This window comes from Pseudomonas brassicacearum subsp. brassicacearum (genome assembly GCF_008801605.1).
GTDB lineage: Bacteria > Pseudomonadota > Gammaproteobacteria > Pseudomonadales > Pseudomonadaceae > Aquipseudomonas > Aquipseudomonas brassicacearum.
In genome coordinates this window covers 415,505-432,907 of the sequence record NZ_VZPJ01000001.1, presented here as the reverse complement: position 1 = coordinate 432,907, position 17,403 = coordinate 415,505, and the positions used below count along the sequence as shown (strand labels likewise).

Below are 17,403 nucleotides of genomic sequence, written 5' to 3'. Positions count from 1 at the left end.
CAATGGTGAATGTGGCGGAGCAGGTGGTGTATGTGGTCGACGATGACCAAGGCATGCTCGACTCGACGGTCTGGCTGCTGGAGTCCGTGGGCCTCAAGGCCCTCTCGTTCACCAGTGGCCGGGAATTTCTCGAGGCCTGCGACAACCCGCTCAATGGTTGCGTGCTGCTGGACGTGCGCATGCCAGGCATGGGGGGGCTCAACGTGCAGGAAGAGATGCGCAACCGTGGGCTGCGCCTGCCGGTAATCTTCGTCAGTGGGCATGCCGATGTGCCGATTGTGGTGCGGGCGTTCAAGGCCGGGGCCCATGATTTCATCGAAAAGCCCTACAACGAACAGTTGCTGCTCGACAGCGTGCAACAGGCCTTGAGCCTGGCCGACGACAGCCAGACCGTCAGCGTAGGCCTGGCGCGGGTGCAGGCCCGGCTCCAGAGCTTGACCCCGAGGGAAAATGACGTGTTGCTGCCTCTGGTCCAGGGCTACACCAACCGGGAAATCGCCGAGCAGCTTGGGGTCAATGTCAGGACCATCGACCTCTATCGTTCCCGTGTCATGAAGCGCATGGAGGCCGAGAACTTGCCGCAGCTGGTGGGCATGGCGATTGTCGCTGGCCTGGTCGACCCGTTGCAGTTGCGCTGAGGGCTTGGCTCAAGCCGTGGTGACAGACAACGTTGCTTCGGCTGCGACTTTGGAAGCCAATACCCGTTCTATGGCCCCAGCGAGCAGGCTCTCCAGCAACTCATCGTGCTCGTGTTGCTCCAGAGGCTGGTGCGCCAGCCAACTGGGCGCGCTGTTGAGCAGGGTGGCAATGGCGTGGCCGGCAGCGGCTAACGCTTGAGAGGGGAGACGCCGAGCAGGGCCCAGCATCAGCAACAGCCGCCGTTCGTAGTGTTCGCGTAAATACCGTACTCGCAGTTGCTGCTCGACATTGAGACAACCGCTGTCGCGCTCCACCAGGCGAAAATGCCAGGGCATCTCCCGGTGCAGCTTGAGGTGGGCGCGGATCAACCGTTGCAGGTTGCCGCGCTTGTCCCGGGGTTGCTGTTCAATGCGCCCGAGGGTGGCCAACAGCTCCTCGAAAAACTCCTCGATCAGATCGGCCAGCAGGTGCTGCTTGCTTGGGTAATGGTGATACAGCGAGCCAGGTGTCAACCCCAGGTGGCTTGCCAGCTCCCGCATGCCAACCTGGCCGAAGCCCTTGTTGGCGAACAGCTCCAGGGCCTTGTCCCGGCTCTCGGCGAAGCGCGAGCAGCGCTCAGCCATAGGCATGGAAACCCCGCCCGGACTTGCGTCCCAGATAGCCGGCGGCGACCATTTCCTTGAGCAATGGAGCCGGGCGATATTTGCTGTCGTTGAAGCCTTCGTAGAACGCCTCCAGGATTGCCAGCAAGGTGTCCAGGCCGATCAGGTCCGCCAGGGCCAGCGGTCCGATGGGCTGGTTGCAGCCCAGGCGCATGCCCGCGTCGATATCTTCGGCGCTGGCCAGGCCTTCCTGGAAGACCAGGATGGCTTCGTTGATCATCGGCACCAGGATCCGGTTGACTACGAAGCCCGGACGGTTCCCGGCGGTGATCGCGGTCTTGCCCAGCCGTCGGGCCATTTCCAGGGCCATGGCGTGGGTTGCGTCGTGAGTCTGCAGGCCACGAATCACCTCGATCAGGCCCATTACCGGCACCGGGTTGAAGAAGTGCAGGCCGATAAAACGTTCTGGATGACTGACGCCGGCAGCCAGTTGAGTAATCGATAGGGAGGAGGTGTTGGACGCGATCACGCAGTCGCTGCTGACTTGAGTGGCGACCTGTTGCAGCAGTCGCAGTTTCAGCTCGAGGTTCTCGGTGGCGGCTTCGATCACCAGTTGTGCATCGGCCAGGCTGGCGTAGTCGGTGCTGGTGCGGATCTTGTCCAGGGCGAGATGTTTCTGCGCTTGGCTCAGGGTCTGCTTGGCGATTTGCCGATCGAGGTTCTTGGCCACGTTGGCCAGGGCTTTTTCCAGGGCGCTGGCGGAAATGTCCAGCAAGGTCACTTCGAAACCGGCCAGGGCGCAAACCTGTGCTATGCCGTTGCCCATGGTGCCGGCGCCGATCACGCCGATTGTCTGCAGATGCATGTGGGGTGTTTCCCTTTTTTTGCGCGCCCCAGCGAGCAGCCACTGGCTGGCCCTGGACGCGGTCCGCTGGAGGGGGCTCGACAGATGGTGTGCCGTGCCCCTTAATGCCGCCAGTCTAGAGGCCGCCGTTGGGTGGGCCTATGCCATAACTGCTCAGCGATGCTGGCGTTTTTTGCCATCCGGGAAGTGGGGAAACTGGGTTTATGCGGGAAAAGGATTCGGTCGCGGTCTACTTCGTGCACACCATGATCCACGCGTTGCGGGACCAGCCTCAACGGCTGGCGGCGATACTGGCCGAGGCCGGCATCGACCCGGCGTTGCTGGGGCAGCCTGAGGCCCGGGTTTCAGCGAGCGCTTTTGCTGCTTTGTGGCTGATCCAGATTCGCGAACTACAGGACGAGTTCTTCCAGCTGGATTCCCACGGCATGCCGGTCGGCAGTTTTGCCCTGATTTGTCGGGGATTGATTCAGGAACCCGACCTGGGCAAGGCCTTGCGCCAGTGCCTGGGTAACTTCGGGTTGTTCCTGAGGGACTTTCGCGGCAGCCTCAGTGTGCGCGGCAAGCGGGCGGTGATCAGTCTGCAGACGTGCTCGGCGGATCCGGATGCCCGCCGTTTTGGTGAGGAAACCTTCCTTGTGCTGATGATCAGCCTGCTGTGTTGGCTGGGCGGGCGGCGTATTCCCATCGATCGCGCGGACTTTCGTCAGTCGCGCCTGGCCCTCAGCGACGATGCGCTGCTCTGGGGGCCCAACCTGAGCTTTGGCGCCGAGCGCACGGAAATCGAATTCGCCAGCCGCTACCTGCGCTTGCCAGTCGTCCAGGACCTGGCCTCCCTCAAGGTATTTCTGCGCAGTGCGCCGCAATGGCTGGTAATCCGTTTTCGCAATCAGCATGGCCTGGCTACGCGGCTTCATCAGTGCCTGCGCCACAGCCATTACAGCCAGTGGCCGACCCTGGAAGCCTTTGCCAGTGACTTGCGGATGAGCCCCAGCACCTTGCGTCGACGCCTGGAGCGTGAAGGAAGTTCGTTCCAGGAAATCAAGGACGAGGTCCGCCGTGGGCTGGCCGTCGAGCTGCTGCGCCAGACTGGCAACAGCATCAGTGACATTGCCGAACAGACCGGCTTTCAGGAGCCCAGCGCCTTCCATCGTGCCTTCAAGAAATGGACCGGCGAAAGCCCCGGTCGCTATCGTGCACGCTTCCAGCGGTCGGCATGACCAGCCCACAGGCCACCGCGGCACTGACGGCCTGCTGGCGGCTTACCGAACCCAGCTTGCGTCGGGCATTGAGCAGGTGGAAGTCGATGGTGCGTTCGGAGCAGGTCAGGATGTGGCTGATCTCCCAAGTGGTCTTGCCTTCGCTGGCCCAGTACAGGCAGTCCATTTCCTTGGGCGTCAGGTCCTGGCGCGGTTGGGCAGGCCGCTGCAACTGATGTCGTATCCCGGCGAGCAGGTAGGGGATGAGCATGAACAGTTGGTAAACGGCGGGGTTGGAAAAACCCTTTTGTTCGGTGATCTGTGTGTCGTCGAAGGCCACGCTCAGTGTTCCCCTGAGCATTTCGTAGCGCAGCGGGATACTCACGCCGCTGCGCAGGCCGTGTTGCTCGCGTTGCTCCCAGAAGTGCCGGGAGCGTCCCCGGGCGCGCCGTCGCTCGCTGTCCCAGAAAAGCGGCACCAGTTCGCGTCGACAGTGCCTGAGTATCGGGTCGATCTCGATCAGCCCGTCACAGCGGTAGTGTTCCAGCCAGCGTTTGGGAAAGGTGGTGATGAGGCCGGCCAGAGGGTCGGTATCCCTCGGCGCTACCGGCCCCAGGCTGATGAGGTAGCTGCCGAAGCCGAGTTGGCGCAGCACTTTGTTCAGCAGGCGCTCCCAATCGCAACGGTTGGCATCCTTGGCGAGGCTCGTGAAGGCGGTCAGCGTAGCGGCACGCTCGGCCTGGGTCCGGCCGCAGGCGGGGGAGTGGTGTTTGTCCATAAACGGATCGCTCTAGTTGTAGCAGGAATGAAGCAGTCGCAGTACGGGGAAGGAAGGGGCGCATGCCCCTTCCGGGAGGATCACTTGTGCACGTGACACCGGATGAAACTGCGGAACAGGTCCAGGCCGTTTTCGGTGAGGATGCTTTCAGGGTGGAACTGCACGCCCTCCACCGGCAGGTGGCGATGGCGCACGCCCATGACATAGCCGTCGTCCGTGGATCTGGACGTGATCTCCAGGCAGTCGGGTAGCGGCTGCTCGCTGATCATCAACGAGTGGTAGCGGGTCGCCCGAATCGCATGTGCCTGGGTGTGGTCATAGACGCCCTTGCCATCGTTCTCGATCGTGCTCACCTTGCCGTGCATCACGTGTGGGGCCCGGCAAACCTGGGCACCGAAGGCCAGGCCGATGGCCTGGTGACCCAGGCACACACCCAACAGCGGCAGGCGCCCCTGAAAGTGCCTGATCACTTCGATGTAGCCCACGTCGGCCGGATGCCCAGGCCCAGGGCCCAGCACGCAGAAATCCGGCGAGAACGCTTCAATGCGCTGGATGAGGTCCGGTACGTCGTGGCGCTCGACATGGGTTTCCAGCCCCAGTTGTTCCAGGTACTGGCTGATGATGAAGACGAAGCTGTCATAGGCGTCGATCAAGAATACTTTCACAGTGCGATCTCCTGGCCGGTCACTGCCCGGTAAACGGAACCCATCTTGTACAGCGTCTCTTTCCACTCAAGCTCTGGCACCGAATCGGCTACCACCCCGGCGGATGCACGCAAGTGGTACGTGCCCTCGTCGAAGACCGTCGAGCGAATGCACAATGCGGTGTTGACGCTGCCATCGAAACCGACCAGGCCAAGGGCCCCGGCATAAATGCCCCGGCGGTTGCTCTCCATTCCCTCGATCAGCTCCATCGCCCTGACCTTGGGCGCGCCGGACATGGTGCCTGCGGGGAACGAAGCCTTGATCACGTCGTAGGCATCCAGGCCTGGGCGCAGCAAGCCGCGAACGTTCGACACCATGTGGTAGAGGTGCGAATACTCTTCCACCAGCATGAACTCATCGACCTCCAGCGAACCCGCCTGGCACACGCGACCGATATCGTTGCGACACAGGTCGATGAGCATCAGGTGTTCGGCGCGCTCCTTCTCGGAGCGGGTCAGCTCCAGGACCAACTGAGTTGGATCGACGCCAGGCTTCTTGCCCACGGTGCCGGCGATCGGGCGCATCTCGATCAAGTCGTCCTTGATCCTGACGAACAGCTCGGGGCTGGCGCCGATCAGGTCGATACCACCTACGTGAGCCAGGTACATGTAAGGGGAAGGGTTGCGCAGGCGCAGGTTCTGGTACACATCGAACGGTGAAACCTGCGAGCGGATGCGAATCTCATGGCCGAGCTGGATCTGGTAGACGTCGCCGGCGCGGATGTGCTCCATCGCCACTTCGACACGCTCGACGAATTGCTCCGGGGTCACCGTGCGCTCTTCCTCGAAGCCCTCGGGGTACGGTAGCGGAGCCAGCGACTCGGCTGCCGGGGTTGTGCTCAGGAAGGGGTAGTCCTCCAACGTACGGGGCGACCAGAGATCGTGGTTGTTGATCAGGGTTTCGACGATGCCATTGCTGTGGAAATAAACCAGGGTCTGATAGACCGACAGGGCAATGAGCGGGTAGTCGTAGGTCTGTTTGGCCAGATCGGGAAGTCGCTCGATCAGGCGAACGCAGTCGTAGGAGAAATAGCCGAAGAAGGCCAGGCTGGAAGGGGCATTGGCCGCCGGCTGGAACGTTGCCTGGATCGCCCGGAGCAGGTTCCACGCCGACTCGCTGTCGGGTAGATGGATCTTGTGTTGCGGGTCGACCTGCATGCCCGCTTGCCGCAGGCTGGCGGACAGATGTTCACACAGGGCGGCGCAGCCTCGCAGTTGGGCCTGGCCCTCATTGATACACACTTCGAAAAGCGGTTCGAGCCCGATGATCGTCGCCCGGCGATCACGGCTTGGGCCGGACAGTGATTCAAGAATGAAAACAGACTCGCGACCCAGTTGTTCCAGTGCATTTGCATATATGCCAAGTGCATCCGTAGGTCGACGTTCTTCGCGGCGAAGAACATTCACGCCAATTAGATTTTTATTCACGGTTAATACCATATTCAAGGTGTAACGATTCAGACACTCGATTAAGAGAGCGCCACGGGAATATAAAGCGCGCAGGCACTTTAAATGCGTGTTGACGGATGTTCTGAATAGACGGGGCGGACGCTGTTCATGTCGCGCGCACTAAAAAGCTTGCAATGGATTGCAGCCAATTGTTGCGCAGGGCACAAGGCGCGAGCGCCTTCGATTTCAGAGGGGAAAGATCAGGACGTTGCTGGCAAGCAGCAGACAGGCTCCGGTCTTCGCTAGATTAGCGACGCCAGATATTGCTTTTGAAGATGGCCAGAATGGCCCGGGAACAGCTGTCGGGATAGCTGTGGGAGGAACTGATAGCAGAAAGGTGATAGTACATTTTTAGACATCCCAGTCTTGGCTAAGCACTGCGGGAATAATTGGCAGTGCGGCGAAATTACCAGCGTGCCCTGGGGCTGTCAACTGCTGAGGGAATATTAATATTTCATTCATTTCTGAATGTCGACGAGGCGAAGAGCTATCCCTACGCGTATGTAACCGCGCGTGCTTTTAACAAGAAACTCGTGCGCGCACAACTGCGAGATAGCGCAGCTGGGTATTTGTAAGTTCTGTTACTAACGTAGCGGCCGTTGAGTTCCAGTAACCCATCAAACCTGAGCGGCTGAAATGAAAGAGCATTTAGAGACATTCAAGAAGCGGTACGATCCGATTCATCATGCCTATTGGACCGACGTCCTCAGCGACACCGAGCTGGCGGCCTGGCACCAGGCACAGTTGCGGGAAGTGGTCGGCCACGTGAAGCGGTCCTCGCCGTTCTACTCCAGGCACCTTGCCCAGGTCGACGAGCGTTCGCTGACCTTGGATGACCTCGCCACCCTGCCATTCACGACCAAGGATGATCTGCGCGAAGCAGGCTTCGACATCTTGTCCGGTCCGCTGGAAGACAGCATCTTCTATTACGAGACCACGGGGACCACCGGACCCGCCACGCCATGCCCACGGGACCGCAAGGAAAGCTACGCGAGCAATCGCCAGCTGGCGATGGCCTACCAGGCCGTGATCGAAAAGCATTTCCCGGGCGAAAAGACCGTGGTCGGCATCATGGGACCTACCGAGGTCCATTCCTTCGGTGACACCCTGGGTGATGTCTGCACCCAGCTCGACCTGTGCAACGCCAAGATCTGGCCGCACTCACCGGTGATCGGCTGGCCCAAGGCACTGCAACTGCTCAAGGACCTGCGGATCGGTGTGCTCGCATCGGCGCCGGGGCTGTTGCTGGCCATGGCCAAGGAAGCCGAGCGCCAAGGCTTGAACCCACGCGAGGACTTCGCCCTGCGCGCATTCATGATGAGCGGCGAACTGTGCACCCCTGCATTGAAGAACAACCTCTACAGCCTGTGGGGCGCGCAGGCCTACAACAGCCTGTATGGCTCCCAGGAAGCGATGATCATCGCGGCCTGCAACGCCAACGACCAGTTGGTGCCGCATCGCCTCAACTACATCATCGAGGTGCTCGATCCCAAGTCCGGGGAGAGCCTGGGCTGCACCGGCGACGGTGAGTTGTGCGTGACCATGCTGATCCCTGGCAGCAAGCCGTTGATTCGCTACCGCACGGGCGACCTGGTCTCGATCCAGTCGCGCCCCGGCTATCCGCAATCGATGCGCCAGACCGTCAAGGTCGTCGGTCGGGTGAAGGATGCCGTGCAACTGAACGATCGCGCCTTCTCGGCCGCACAGATCGAGCAGGCGCTGCTTGAAGGCGTCGAACAATGCCTGGGTTACCAGATCATCCTCAGTCGCGCCAATGATCGCGACACCGTCATCGCCAAGCTGGAAATGTCGCGCTTCTTCGAAGGCGATCGTGGGCGTCTGGTGCTGCTGATCAAGGAGCGCCTGCGCGAACGGCTGGGGGTCGATGCGACGGTCATGGTGGTGGGCGATCTGGCCGAGCATGTGAACCTTGGCAGTTGGTTCAGCTGGAAAGAAGCGCGCATCGTCGATCAGCGTCAAGGCCAGTGAGGTCAGCGATGAGCCTGTCTGTTCGCGTGATCGACAACGCCAATGAACTGTTCGAGTCCGTCCGGCAACTCAGGAGTCGCTACCTGGGGACCAACCCGGCACGGGAGGATGACTTCGAGCGCAGGGAGCAGGTGCGCGACGCTTTGTCCTATCACTTGGTCTACCTGGACAAGGACGAAGTGGTCGGGACGTTGCGCGTCACCCCGCTGGGTCATGGCCTGAGCTTCGTCGAGCGAGCGGTCGACGTGCAGGCCTATTTCGAACAATCGACGGATGCCTTCGATGCCAATCGCCTGGTGCTGGACGAGCGATACCGCGGCGGTCGGCACCTGCGCATGTTTCTCCTGCAAGCGGCCATTTGGCTGAAAGCCAACACCCACCTGCGATTTATCTCGGCACTGTGCCGCGGCCAATTGGCTGCGCTCTATGTCGGCCTGGGCGGGCGCGTGCTGGTGGATGACGTTACCTGGACCGGGGAACAGGTCGAGCGGCGCTACAGCCTCGTGTACCTGGAACTCGAAAGTGTTTACCTCAATGTTAAAGGAGCCAATTGAAATGCAAGCATTCTTCAAGGAACTCGACGCTATCGTCGACGCGGGCTGGGCCCAGATCAAGCAGGGCGCCTACTGGAAATTCAGCCTGGACAACCCGACGCCGCCAGCTCTCTACCAACAGCTCATGCTGCAGGTCTACCACTACACCCGCTACAACTCGGTGAACCAGGCCGCCTGCGCCTTCAGTGCCGATCCAGAGGAAACGACGCTGCTGCGCTTCGTCTACAAGCACGCCCTGGAAGAGCTGGGTCACGAGCGCATGGTGCTGCGTGACCTGGAATCGGTCGGGCTGCTGCCGCAAGCCATGCCGGCGCCCCTGGCGCCGACTCAGGCACTGATCGCCTTTCTCAACGATGTGGCTATCCGCAAGGGGCCGATCGCTCGCCTGGGCTACAGCTACTGGGCCGAGGACGTCTACGAGCACATCCAGCCGATCCTGGAACGGTTCCGTGCCGACCTGGGCTTGAAGGATGAGCAGATGACCTTCTTCGTCGCCCACTCGACCATCGACGAGAAGCACGCCGAGGAAGTGCGTATGGCGATGCAGCGTGCGGTGAAGACCGAAGAAGATCGTCGTCAGATCAAGGAAGTGGCACGCGTCACGCTGTGGCTGACCGGGCAGTTGATGGAAGAGGCTTTGCGCGCCTACCTGGCTGGCGAAGAAGGGTTGCGGGAGGCGTCCTGAATCATGAATCTGACCATCATTGTCGGGTCAAGCCGACCTTGTGGTGTCAGTGCACGGGTGGTGGCGCTGGTGCGCCGCCATCTGGGCGAGGAGGTCGCGGTCGATGACATCTGGCTCAAGGATTACCGGATCGATTACTGCGACGCCGACAACGCCTGTTCCGACCAGGACTGCCAAGTGCAGGACGACGTCGGGCAGTTGGTGGCGCGGCTGGACCGCGCCGATGCGGTGCTCTATCTCCCCGTCATGCATGCCTACGGCACCAACAGTCGCTTCCAGGCGTTTCTGGAGCGGGTCGGCTATGGCTTCCTGCGGCCACGGGAGCGTCCGCTGCGCGACAAGCTCGCGGCGATTGCGGTCGTCGGCCGACGCTATGGACACACGGCGGTTTTCTCCCAGGTCGCGCTGAATGTCCTGCTCAACAAAATGATTCTGGTCGGCTCGGGATTTCCGCCGTGCTTCCAGACCCAACTGGCCCACGATCCTGAAGCGGAACAGGCCCTGCGCGAGACATTGGACCGGCTCTGTGAGCATCACTGTCGACTTAACCCCCCAGCCCTTGCGACAGGCAAGCCGGAAAGAATCCTGCGGCCCATTCAATTTCAGAAGGGATAACTGTCATGCCATTGAAAGATTCATTGCTCGCGCTACTGGTCGCGTTTCTCTGGGGCGCGCAGGTCACTGCAGTGAAAATCGGCGGCGCCGAGTTGCCGCCTATCCTCATGGTCGCCATGCGCTACGCGATCATGGCGCTGTTTCTCCTGCCGCTGCTCAAGCGCGTCAAACGTGAACAGTTGGCGTCCGTGGCCCTGATCGCCACGATTACCGGGACCTTGCATTTCGGTTTGCTGTATTGCGGTATCGCCCGGGTAGACGCCTCTACCTCGGCGATCATCTATCAACTGGCGGCACCGTTTACCCTCGTCCTGGCATTCGCGTTACTGGGGGAAGTCCTGAAACTGCGACTCCTGGCGGGCATTCTGCTGGCGTTCGCCGGCGTCCTGGTGCTACTGGCTACGCCATCGGCGGGCGGGACGTTTATCGGCATGTTGCTGGTGGCGCTGGCGGCCTTGGCATTCGCTGCCGGGTCAGTGTTGACCAAACGTCTCGGGCCCCTCGATCCGCTGGCCTTGAGTGCCTGGACGGCGGTCATCGCCGCACCGCAACTGTTGCTGTGGTCGTTCGTCCAGGAAGGCGAGCAATGGACACGCGTCTACACGGCCAGCGCCCAGGCGTGGTGGGCGGTGCTCTACACCGCGCTCAGTGGTGGTCTGCTGGGGTTCGGCCTGTGGTTCTGGTTGCTCGGCCGCAACTCGATGCAGCAATTGAGCCCGTACCTGCTCCTGGTGCCGGTGTTCGCGATCGCTGTCAGCCAGGTCATGCTCGCCGAAGGTTTCAGCCAGCGCCTGGTGATTGGCGCCGTGTTGACGCTGTCAGGTGTGGCGCTATGCCAACTGCGCCTGCCGGCAAGATTCTCCCTCAAGGCGGCTAGCAAAGGACAAGGGGTGGCGGATGAACCGCGTTGATCGACTGCTGCTCGGCACTTTGCGCCTGGTCCACCGCTGGCAGTTCGGTTTGAAGCTGCGCTGGCACAGCGGTGCGCATGGACGCCTGGCCTATCTGCAAAGCCCTGCACGGCAACAGCGGACGACACTGGTCATGCTCCATGGCTTGGGCGCCAGCAAGGATCAGTGGGGCCCTGCGATGCTGGGCATGGCGCGCCATCACCATTGCGTTTTCGTCGACTTGCCGGGGCATGGCCAATCCGTGTACGAGGCGGGTGCCGGCTTTGGACCCCAGGCAATGCTGGCGGAGCTCGAAGGCTTGCTGGAAACGCTCGTCGAGGGGCCCTTCGTGCTGGTCGGCAGTTCTTTGGGCGGGTGCGTGGCCGGGCTGTATGCCGCCAAACACCCGCAGCGTGTCAGTCACCTGGTCTTGCTGGCGCCTGCCGGTCTGGGCGAGCAAACGCTAGGCCCCACATTGAAAGCCGGCCTGCAAGGGGCGGGGACGGTGTTTGGCTATCGTACGGTCGAGGAGATGAAGCGCTTCTGGAGCCTGGTATTCAAGGCGCCGCCCGAGGTAGGAGGGCGCTTGGCCCAGGCCATGGCGGCCAGCGGCAAATCGAGGTTTGCCACGGTGCAGCGGGTCGTCGAGGATTTTCGACGCGAAGGCCTGGACGTGCTGCTCGAACGGTTGCCACAGATTGCTGCCAAGACGCTGGTGATCTGGGGGCGGCACGACCAGGTGTTTCTGCCAGCGACCCTGGATAACCTGCTCCAGCAACTGCCCGATGCACGCGGCGAGTTCATCGAGGACTCCGGGCATGTGCCCTATCTTGAACGGGGTGCCGATGTGGTGGCGGCCATCACGCGGTTCATTGCAACGTCCAGGGGTTAGGAGGATTGGATCAAAGCCTGGCCGCCAAAGTCCCCTTTCTGACCTCCCATAGCCTCAACAGCCGGGTACCGCTGCCGTAACGTGCACTTGACTGCGCACGCAGAGGGAGCGTCCTGATGAATCGTAGAACCTTTATGCTCGGCGCCGCCGGAGTGGGTGCATTGATGGTCGGGGCGGGGGCGTTGTTGCGTCCGAGCGATCGCGGCAGCCCTTACAACGAGTATTTCCGCGCGCTGAACCAGGAGCTGAAGCGCCATGGGCCGATGCGCCCCGTGATGCTGATTGACCTGGACCTGCTCGATCACAATATCAATGTGGTCAAGCAATCCGTCACCCGTGCTGGTAAACATTTGCGCCTGGTGGAGAAATCCCTGCCATCACCGGGACTGCTGACGTACATCGCCAAACGTACCGATACCCGGCGGCTGATGTCGTTTCATCAGCCGTTTCTCAATCACGACGCGGTGACCTTTCCCGAGGCAGACATTTTGCTCGGCAAGCCTTTACCGGTACGCTCGGCCGAGGTGTTTTACCAAACCCACAAGGGAACCTTCGACCCTTCCAGGCAACTGCAATGGTTGCTCGACACCCCCCGGCGGCTGATGGATTACCTGGCATTGGCGCAAGGCCTGGGCATCCGGATGCGGATCAATATCGAGCTGGATGTCGGCCTGCACCGTGGCGGAGTCGCTGACCACGCGCTGCTCGGCGAGATGCTGACGCTGATCAGTGCCCATCCGCAGCAGCTCGAATTTTCAGGTTTCATGGGGTATGACCCGTTTGTCGGCATGGGCGTGCCCAGGGTCCTCGGTTCGTCACAGGCGCTGTTCGACAAGGTGATGGTCATTTACAACGGCCATGTGAATTACCTGCGTGAGCACTTCCCTGCGCTTTGGCACGAAGGGCTCACGCTCAATACGGCTGGCAGCCCCAGTTACGCTATACATGAGCAGGAACGCTTGAGCAGCGAGGTCTCGGTGGGGACGGCATTTCTCAAGCCGACCCATTACGACCTGCCATCGCTGGCCGAGCATGTGCCGGCGGCCTTTATTGCAACGCCCGTGCTAAAGAGCACGGGGGCCGTCAACTTCCCAGCCCTGGATGACAAGTCCCGATTGTTCTCCTGGTGGGACCCTAATCAGCGCGCGACATTCTTCCTCTACGGCGGTAACTGGATGGCCGAGTTCGAGTCGCCCGAGGGGCTGCAAAGCAATGAGCTTTATGGTCGCAGCTCCAATCAGGAAATGGTCAACGGCTCCCTGGCCGTAGGGTTGAACGTGGAAGACCAGGTGTTTTTACGGCCGACCCAGACTGAATCCGTGCTGCTGCAATTTGGCGATTTGCTGGCCGTGCGCGGCGGGAAGATTGTTGAAACCTGGCCTGTGTATTGATCGGAGCGTGAAGGCGAGCTTTTGGCTTGGCCGGGAAAGCGCCTTCAAAGACGACCCCGAAACAGAAACAGCATCAGCGCCACCAGGCAGGCCGTCGTCTGAATCCCACCCAGCGTCGTGACCGGCGCGAAGCTCAAGACCGAGGCCAGCCAGGTGGTCAGCGCAGCCGCACCCATGGAGAGAAAACCCAGCAGTGCAGAGGCCATCCCGGCTTCCTTGCCGAAAGGGCCCATGGTGATTGCCGTGCCCAGCGGATTGGCCAGGCCCATGCCCCACAGGAAGGTGATCATCGAGAGGGCATACCACCCAAGACCAGGCGCGGCTGGACCGACGAGCAGCAGGCCGCCGCCGGCCATGGCGCAGGCAATGCCCACGAGTGTGGCGATTCGGGCGCCATGACGATGCGCCAGGCGCGGAGCCGCCATGCCGGCTGCGAACACCACGAATACCGTAGAGGCGAAATACAGGCCGGTCTGCAACGAGGTCAGGCCGATACCTTGCATCAGGATGGCGGGCGCCGCCGCGAAGGAGGCGAACAGGCCGCTCATCAGCAGGCTCATTGAAAGGGCAGGGAGGATGAAGCGCTTGTCCAGCGCCAATCTGCCATAGGCAAGCACCACGCTCTTGGCCGAGTGCGGCGCCCGGCGATCGGCGGGATGGGTTTCTCCGAGGTCGCGCACGTAGAAAAAGGCCAGCACAACGGCGGCCAGTCCCACCAGGATGAAGATGGCACGCCAGCCGAGCGTGACGGACAGGACGCTGCCGGCCAGCGGCGAAAACCCAGGCGCCGCCGCAGTGGCGATCATCGTCAGCGACAATGCCCGGGCGAGCGTCTCGCCTTCAAACAGATCCCGGGCGATGGCGCGCGACAGCACCGAGGCTGCGCACACGCCCAACGCCTGGACGACGCGTCCGGCGATCAGCACATCAAGGGTGGTGGCAAGGCCGGCGATGACGGTGCCGACCACGAACACCGAGAGGCCGCCAAGCACCAGCTTCTGGCGCCCGTAGCGGTCGGCCAGTGGCCCGACCACCAACTGGCCCAAGGCGAACGTGATGAAGAAGCTGGACAGTGTCAGGCCGAGCTCGCGAGCAGTCACGCCCAAGTCTTCGCCGATATCCGCGAACGCCGGGAGAATGATGTTGGTAGACAGCATGCTGATCGCCGCCAGGCCTGCCAGCAGCGCTACGACTTTGCCGGTCAATGGTTGTGTGGAGGCGCGCGGTTGGGTACTGGCAATCGCCAATGAAGTTTGGGCTTCCATACATCCTCCGGCGTCAAAATGATGGTCGTAATATTTTGCTAAATATGATGATCGTCATCTCTGGCGTCAAGCTAAATATCGGGAGGGCGCAGGTGTCGCCCTCAAAGCGGCAGCGTTCCGTTCGGGGCCGGACTGACCAGCGATGCTTGTGCGAATGAACTATTTGAACGGACGGGAAACGGGTGAGGTCTACGTTTTTCAAGCGTTGTGACAGGAACCTATCCGATGCCTTCAATGGACATTCCGCCGCTGCTCGAAGCACTGCTTCTGGCCCGCGGTCCCGGCGGGCAGGAAGACGAAGTCCGGGAAATATGCCTCAGGGAGCTGGCCAAGCACTGCGATGAGGCCTTTGTCGACGAGGCCGGCAACGTCCGGGGCCTGATCAAGGCTACGGAGGGGGCTTCGCAGGCATCGCCCATCAGGGTCATGGCTCATCTTGATGAAATTGCCATGATCGTGAAGAAAGTAAGGCCTGACGGTAACCTTGAAGTCGTCGCGCTAGGCGGTGCCCAGCCCATCTGCTTTGGTGTGTGTCCGGTCGACATACTCGGCGATGGCCAATGCCTTCCCGGCGTACTGTCTTACGGTTCCATGCACAACAGTGGCGGTTCTGCCCAGGGGCGGGATGTGCTGTCAGGAGCGGTGAAGTGGAGCGATGTCCATGTGATTACCCGCTGTTCCCAGGAGGAATTGGCGTATGCCGGTGTCCGGCCCGGCGTACGCGTGGTACTCAGCCGACACTGGCGTCAGCCGTTCCAAGTGAAAGACACAGTCGCTGCTCACTTTCTGGATGACCGGGCGCCATTGGCGGCAGTGATCACCACGGCGCAGCAGTTGAAAAACCAAAGGCATGCGCTCAAGCAAGACGTCTGGTTCGTCTGCACGACACTTGAGGAAGAGTCCAACGCCGGTGCGCTCTATGCCTCTGCCCGCGTACCAGGCGACACCACGATCGCGGTCGAGGTGGGCCCGGTGCTGGAGGAATACGGGACGGTTTTATCGGCAGACGCGATTATCAACACCGGGGATCAGAAGGGCTATTACACCCGCTCTGTCGTGGACGCCCTGGTCAAGGCTGCACAGCGCTCGGGCTATCACCCACAAGTAGCGCTCCTGGTTGATTTTGCTTCCGACGCGAGCGCCATCCTGAGTGCTGGCCTGGCCGCTCGGGTGGGTTGCATCGCCATTCCGACGGAAAATACCCATGGCTTTGAAATGGTGCTCCATGAGGGGATCGTTGCGTGTGCGGCGACACTCACTGAGTACCTGCTTCATCCCGATCGGTGAATACGTAGTGTCTGCCACCGGACAGTTGATCAACAAGGGTGTCCCCACACAGGCATTTCCATTGATGGAACGCGCATCTAACTGATTGTAAATAAACGACTTATCACTTGGCACGAATCATGTTGATAGAACAGTGAGAAGCACCGGGAAGTGGTGCTGAATCTATCGAGCAGGAGTTCCCATGCCACGTGAAATTCGTTTGAATGCCTTTGAGATGAACTGTGTCGGTCACCAGTCGCCTGGTCTCTGGAGGCATCCCAAGGATCGCGCCTGGCAGTACAAGGACCTGGATTACTGGACCAACCTGGCCAAGCTGCTGGAGCGCGGCAAGTTCGACGGCATCTTCATCGCCGATGTGATCGGTATCTACGACGTGCTTGGCGGCAATAGTGATGCGGCCATCCGCCAGGCGACCCAGGTGCCGGTCAACGATCCACTGGCGTTGATCACGCCGATGGCGCTGGTGACCGAACACCTGGGCTTTGGCCTCACCGCCTCTTTGACCTTCGAGCACCCGTACCCCTTCGCCCGCCGGCTGTCCACGTTGGACCACCTGACCAAGGGGCGCATCGGGTGGAACATCGTCACCTCTTACCTCGACAGCGGGGCGCGTAACCTCGGGCAGAAGGCGCTGAGCGATCATGATGCGCGCTACGACTATGCCGACGAATACCTGGAGGTGCTCTACAAGTTGTTCGAAGGCAGTTGGGAGGAGGGCGCGGTGGTGCGCGACCGTGAGCACGGCATTTTCAGCGACCCGAGCAAGGTCCACGAGATCCGTCACCAGGGCAAGCACTTTCAGGTGCCGGGCATCCACCTCTGCGAACCGTCGCCGCAACGCACGCCGGTGCTCTACCAGGCCGGGGCGTCGAGCCGTGGCAAGGACTTCGCCGCCGGGCATGCGGAATGTGTGTTTGTCGCTGCGCCGTCCAAGGTGATCCTGAAGAAGACCGTGGCTGATATTCGCCGGCGTGCCGCCGAAGCCGGGCGCGATCCGCGCAAGGTGCTGATCTTCAACCTGCAGACGGTGATCGTCGACGAAACCGATGCCAAGGCGCAGGCCAAGTGGCGAGAATTGAAGTCCTACAGCAGCTACGAGGGCGCGTTGGCGCTGATCTCCGGCTGGACCGGCATCGACTTCGCTCAGTACCGACCTGACCAAGTCCTCAAGCACATCCACACCAACGCCATCCAGTCGGCGGTGGAAACCTTCTCTACCGCTGACCCGGACAAGCAGTGGACCGTCCAGGAACTGGCCGACTGGGTCGGCATCGGCGGCTTTGGCCCGTTGATTGTCGGCAGTGCGCAAACCGTGGCCGACGAGTTGCAGGCTTGGGTCGAGGACACCGATGTGGATGGCTTCAACCTGGCCTACGCCCTGGCCCATGAAACCTTCCGCGATGTGGTTGAACTGCTGGTGCCCGAGTTGCAACAGCGCGGTGCGTACAAGACCGAATACCGCCCCGGTACTTTGCGCGACAAGCTGTTCGGCGACGGCCCGCGACTGCCGGGCAACCACCCTGGCGCCGGCTATCGGGACTTGAGTCGCCTGGCCCGGCGCACCCACCTCGCTGAACCGGCCTTGGCCGGCGAGGAGTAAGCC

General features: G+C 61.4%; 17 protein-coding genes. 11 read left to right on the top strand and 6 right to left on the bottom strand.

Annotated elements, in window-relative coordinates; all coding sequences use genetic code 11:
- Positions 1-2 precede the first annotated feature (2 nt).
- A complete protein-coding gene (locus tag F7R20_RS01910; RefSeq protein WP_003200630.1) occupies positions 3-638 on the top strand; it encodes a response regulator transcription factor in 636 nt (211 codons plus the stop codon).
- A 9-nt stretch (positions 639-647) separates the two neighbouring features.
- Here F7R20_RS01910 and F7R20_RS01905 read toward each other — a convergent pair whose 3' ends face one another.
- Positions 648-1,262: a TetR/AcrR family transcriptional regulator gene (locus tag F7R20_RS01905; RefSeq protein ID WP_003200632.1), complete on the bottom strand. Its 615-nt coding sequence runs from the start codon at positions 1,260-1,262 to the stop codon at positions 648-650.
- On the bottom strand, positions 1,255-2,106 hold the full coding sequence (locus tag F7R20_RS01900; protein WP_003200634.1) for a 3-hydroxybutyryl-CoA dehydrogenase: 852 nt from the start codon (positions 2,104-2,106) through the stop codon (positions 1,255-1,257). The genes F7R20_RS01905 and F7R20_RS01900 overlap by 8 nt, the downstream gene beginning before the upstream one ends.
- A 203-nt stretch (positions 2,107-2,309) precedes the next feature.
- Here F7R20_RS01900 and F7R20_RS01895 point away from each other — a divergent pair, with 203 nt between their 5' ends.
- The gene (locus F7R20_RS01895; RefSeq protein WP_003200636.1) at positions 2,310-3,323 is read left to right on the top strand and encodes an AraC family transcriptional regulator; all 1,014 of its coding nucleotides are present in this window, start codon (positions 2,310-2,312) and stop codon (positions 3,321-3,323) included.
- On the opposite strand, the gene F7R20_RS01890 is transcribed toward F7R20_RS01895, so the two are convergent.
- The 3 genes from F7R20_RS01890 to F7R20_RS01880 all read right to left on the bottom strand — a co-directional run bounded on the left by F7R20_RS01890 (position 3,262) and on the right by F7R20_RS01880 (position 6,223).
- On the bottom strand, positions 3,262-4,080 hold the full coding sequence (locus tag F7R20_RS01890) for an autoinducer binding domain-containing protein (RefSeq protein ID WP_003200638.1): 819 nt from the start codon (positions 4,078-4,080) through the stop codon (positions 3,262-3,264). The two genes, F7R20_RS01895 and F7R20_RS01890, sit on opposite strands and share 62 nt — an antisense overlap.
- A gap of 80 nt (positions 4,081-4,160) precedes the next feature.
- Entirely contained in the window at positions 4,161-4,745 is a 585-nt protein-coding gene (locus F7R20_RS01885) for an anthranilate synthase component II (protein WP_003200640.1), read from the bottom strand.
- Positions 4,742-6,223: an anthranilate synthase component I family protein gene (locus F7R20_RS01880; RefSeq protein WP_032833221.1), complete on the bottom strand. Its 1,482-nt coding sequence runs from the start codon at positions 6,221-6,223 to the stop codon at positions 4,742-4,744. Before F7R20_RS01880 ends, F7R20_RS01885 begins: the two co-directional genes overlap by 4 nt.
- Positions 6,224-6,868: 645 nt before the next feature.
- On the opposite strand from F7R20_RS01880, the gene F7R20_RS01875 reads away from it, so the two are divergent.
- From F7R20_RS01875 to F7R20_RS01845, 7 genes are all read left to right on the top strand, one after another.
- A complete protein-coding gene (locus F7R20_RS01875) occupies positions 6,869-8,221 on the top strand; it encodes a phenylacetate--CoA ligase family protein (RefSeq protein WP_003200644.1) in 1,353 nt (450 codons plus the stop codon).
- Between the two features lie 8 nt (positions 8,222-8,229).
- Complete coding sequence (locus tag F7R20_RS01870; protein WP_003200646.1) at positions 8,230-8,775, top strand: GNAT family N-acetyltransferase; 546 nt, start codon at positions 8,230-8,232, stop codon at positions 8,773-8,775.
- A 1-nt stretch (position 8,776) separates the two neighbouring features.
- On the top strand, positions 8,777-9,460 hold the full coding sequence (locus F7R20_RS01865; protein ID WP_003200648.1) for an iron-containing redox enzyme family protein: 684 nt from the start codon (positions 8,777-8,779) through the stop codon (positions 9,458-9,460).
- Positions 9,461-9,463: 3 nt separating this feature from the next.
- Positions 9,464-10,075, top strand: coding sequence for a flavodoxin family protein (locus F7R20_RS01860; protein ID WP_003200650.1), 612 nt, complete (start codon positions 9,464-9,466; stop codon positions 10,073-10,075).
- A gap of 5 nt (positions 10,076-10,080) precedes the next feature.
- The gene (locus tag F7R20_RS01855; protein WP_003200651.1) at positions 10,081-10,986 is read left to right on the top strand and encodes a DMT family transporter; all 906 of its coding nucleotides are present in this window, start codon (positions 10,081-10,083) and stop codon (positions 10,984-10,986) included.
- On the top strand, positions 10,973-11,857 hold the full coding sequence (locus F7R20_RS01850) for an alpha/beta fold hydrolase (RefSeq protein ID WP_003200653.1): 885 nt from the start codon (positions 10,973-10,975) through the stop codon (positions 11,855-11,857). The genes F7R20_RS01855 and F7R20_RS01850 overlap by 14 nt, the downstream gene beginning before the upstream one ends.
- Positions 11,858-12,042: 185 nt before the next feature.
- Positions 12,043-13,248 carry a DSD1 family PLP-dependent enzyme gene (locus tag F7R20_RS01845; protein ID WP_162276485.1) on the top strand — a complete coding sequence of 402 codons (1,206 nt, stop codon included), beginning with the start codon at positions 12,043-12,045 and terminating at the stop codon, positions 13,246-13,248.
- A gap of 44 nt (positions 13,249-13,292) precedes the next feature.
- Here F7R20_RS01845 and F7R20_RS01840 read toward each other — a convergent pair whose 3' ends face one another.
- Positions 13,293-14,513 carry a multidrug effflux MFS transporter gene (locus tag F7R20_RS01840; RefSeq protein ID WP_003200656.1) on the bottom strand — a complete coding sequence of 407 codons (1,221 nt, stop codon included), beginning with the start codon at positions 14,511-14,513 and terminating at the stop codon, positions 13,293-13,295.
- Between the two features lie 234 nt (positions 14,514-14,747).
- Between F7R20_RS01840 and F7R20_RS01835 the strand changes: the two genes are divergently transcribed.
- Positions 14,748-15,800, top strand: a complete 1,053-nt coding sequence (locus F7R20_RS01835; protein ID WP_377589075.1) for a M28 family peptidase — start codon at positions 14,748-14,750, stop codon at positions 15,798-15,800.
- Between the two features lie 181 nt (positions 15,801-15,981).
- On the top strand, positions 15,982-17,400 hold the full coding sequence (locus F7R20_RS01830; RefSeq protein ID WP_003200659.1) for an LLM class flavin-dependent oxidoreductase: 1,419 nt from the start codon (positions 15,982-15,984) through the stop codon (positions 17,398-17,400).
- Positions 17,401-17,403: the final 3 nt, after the last annotated feature.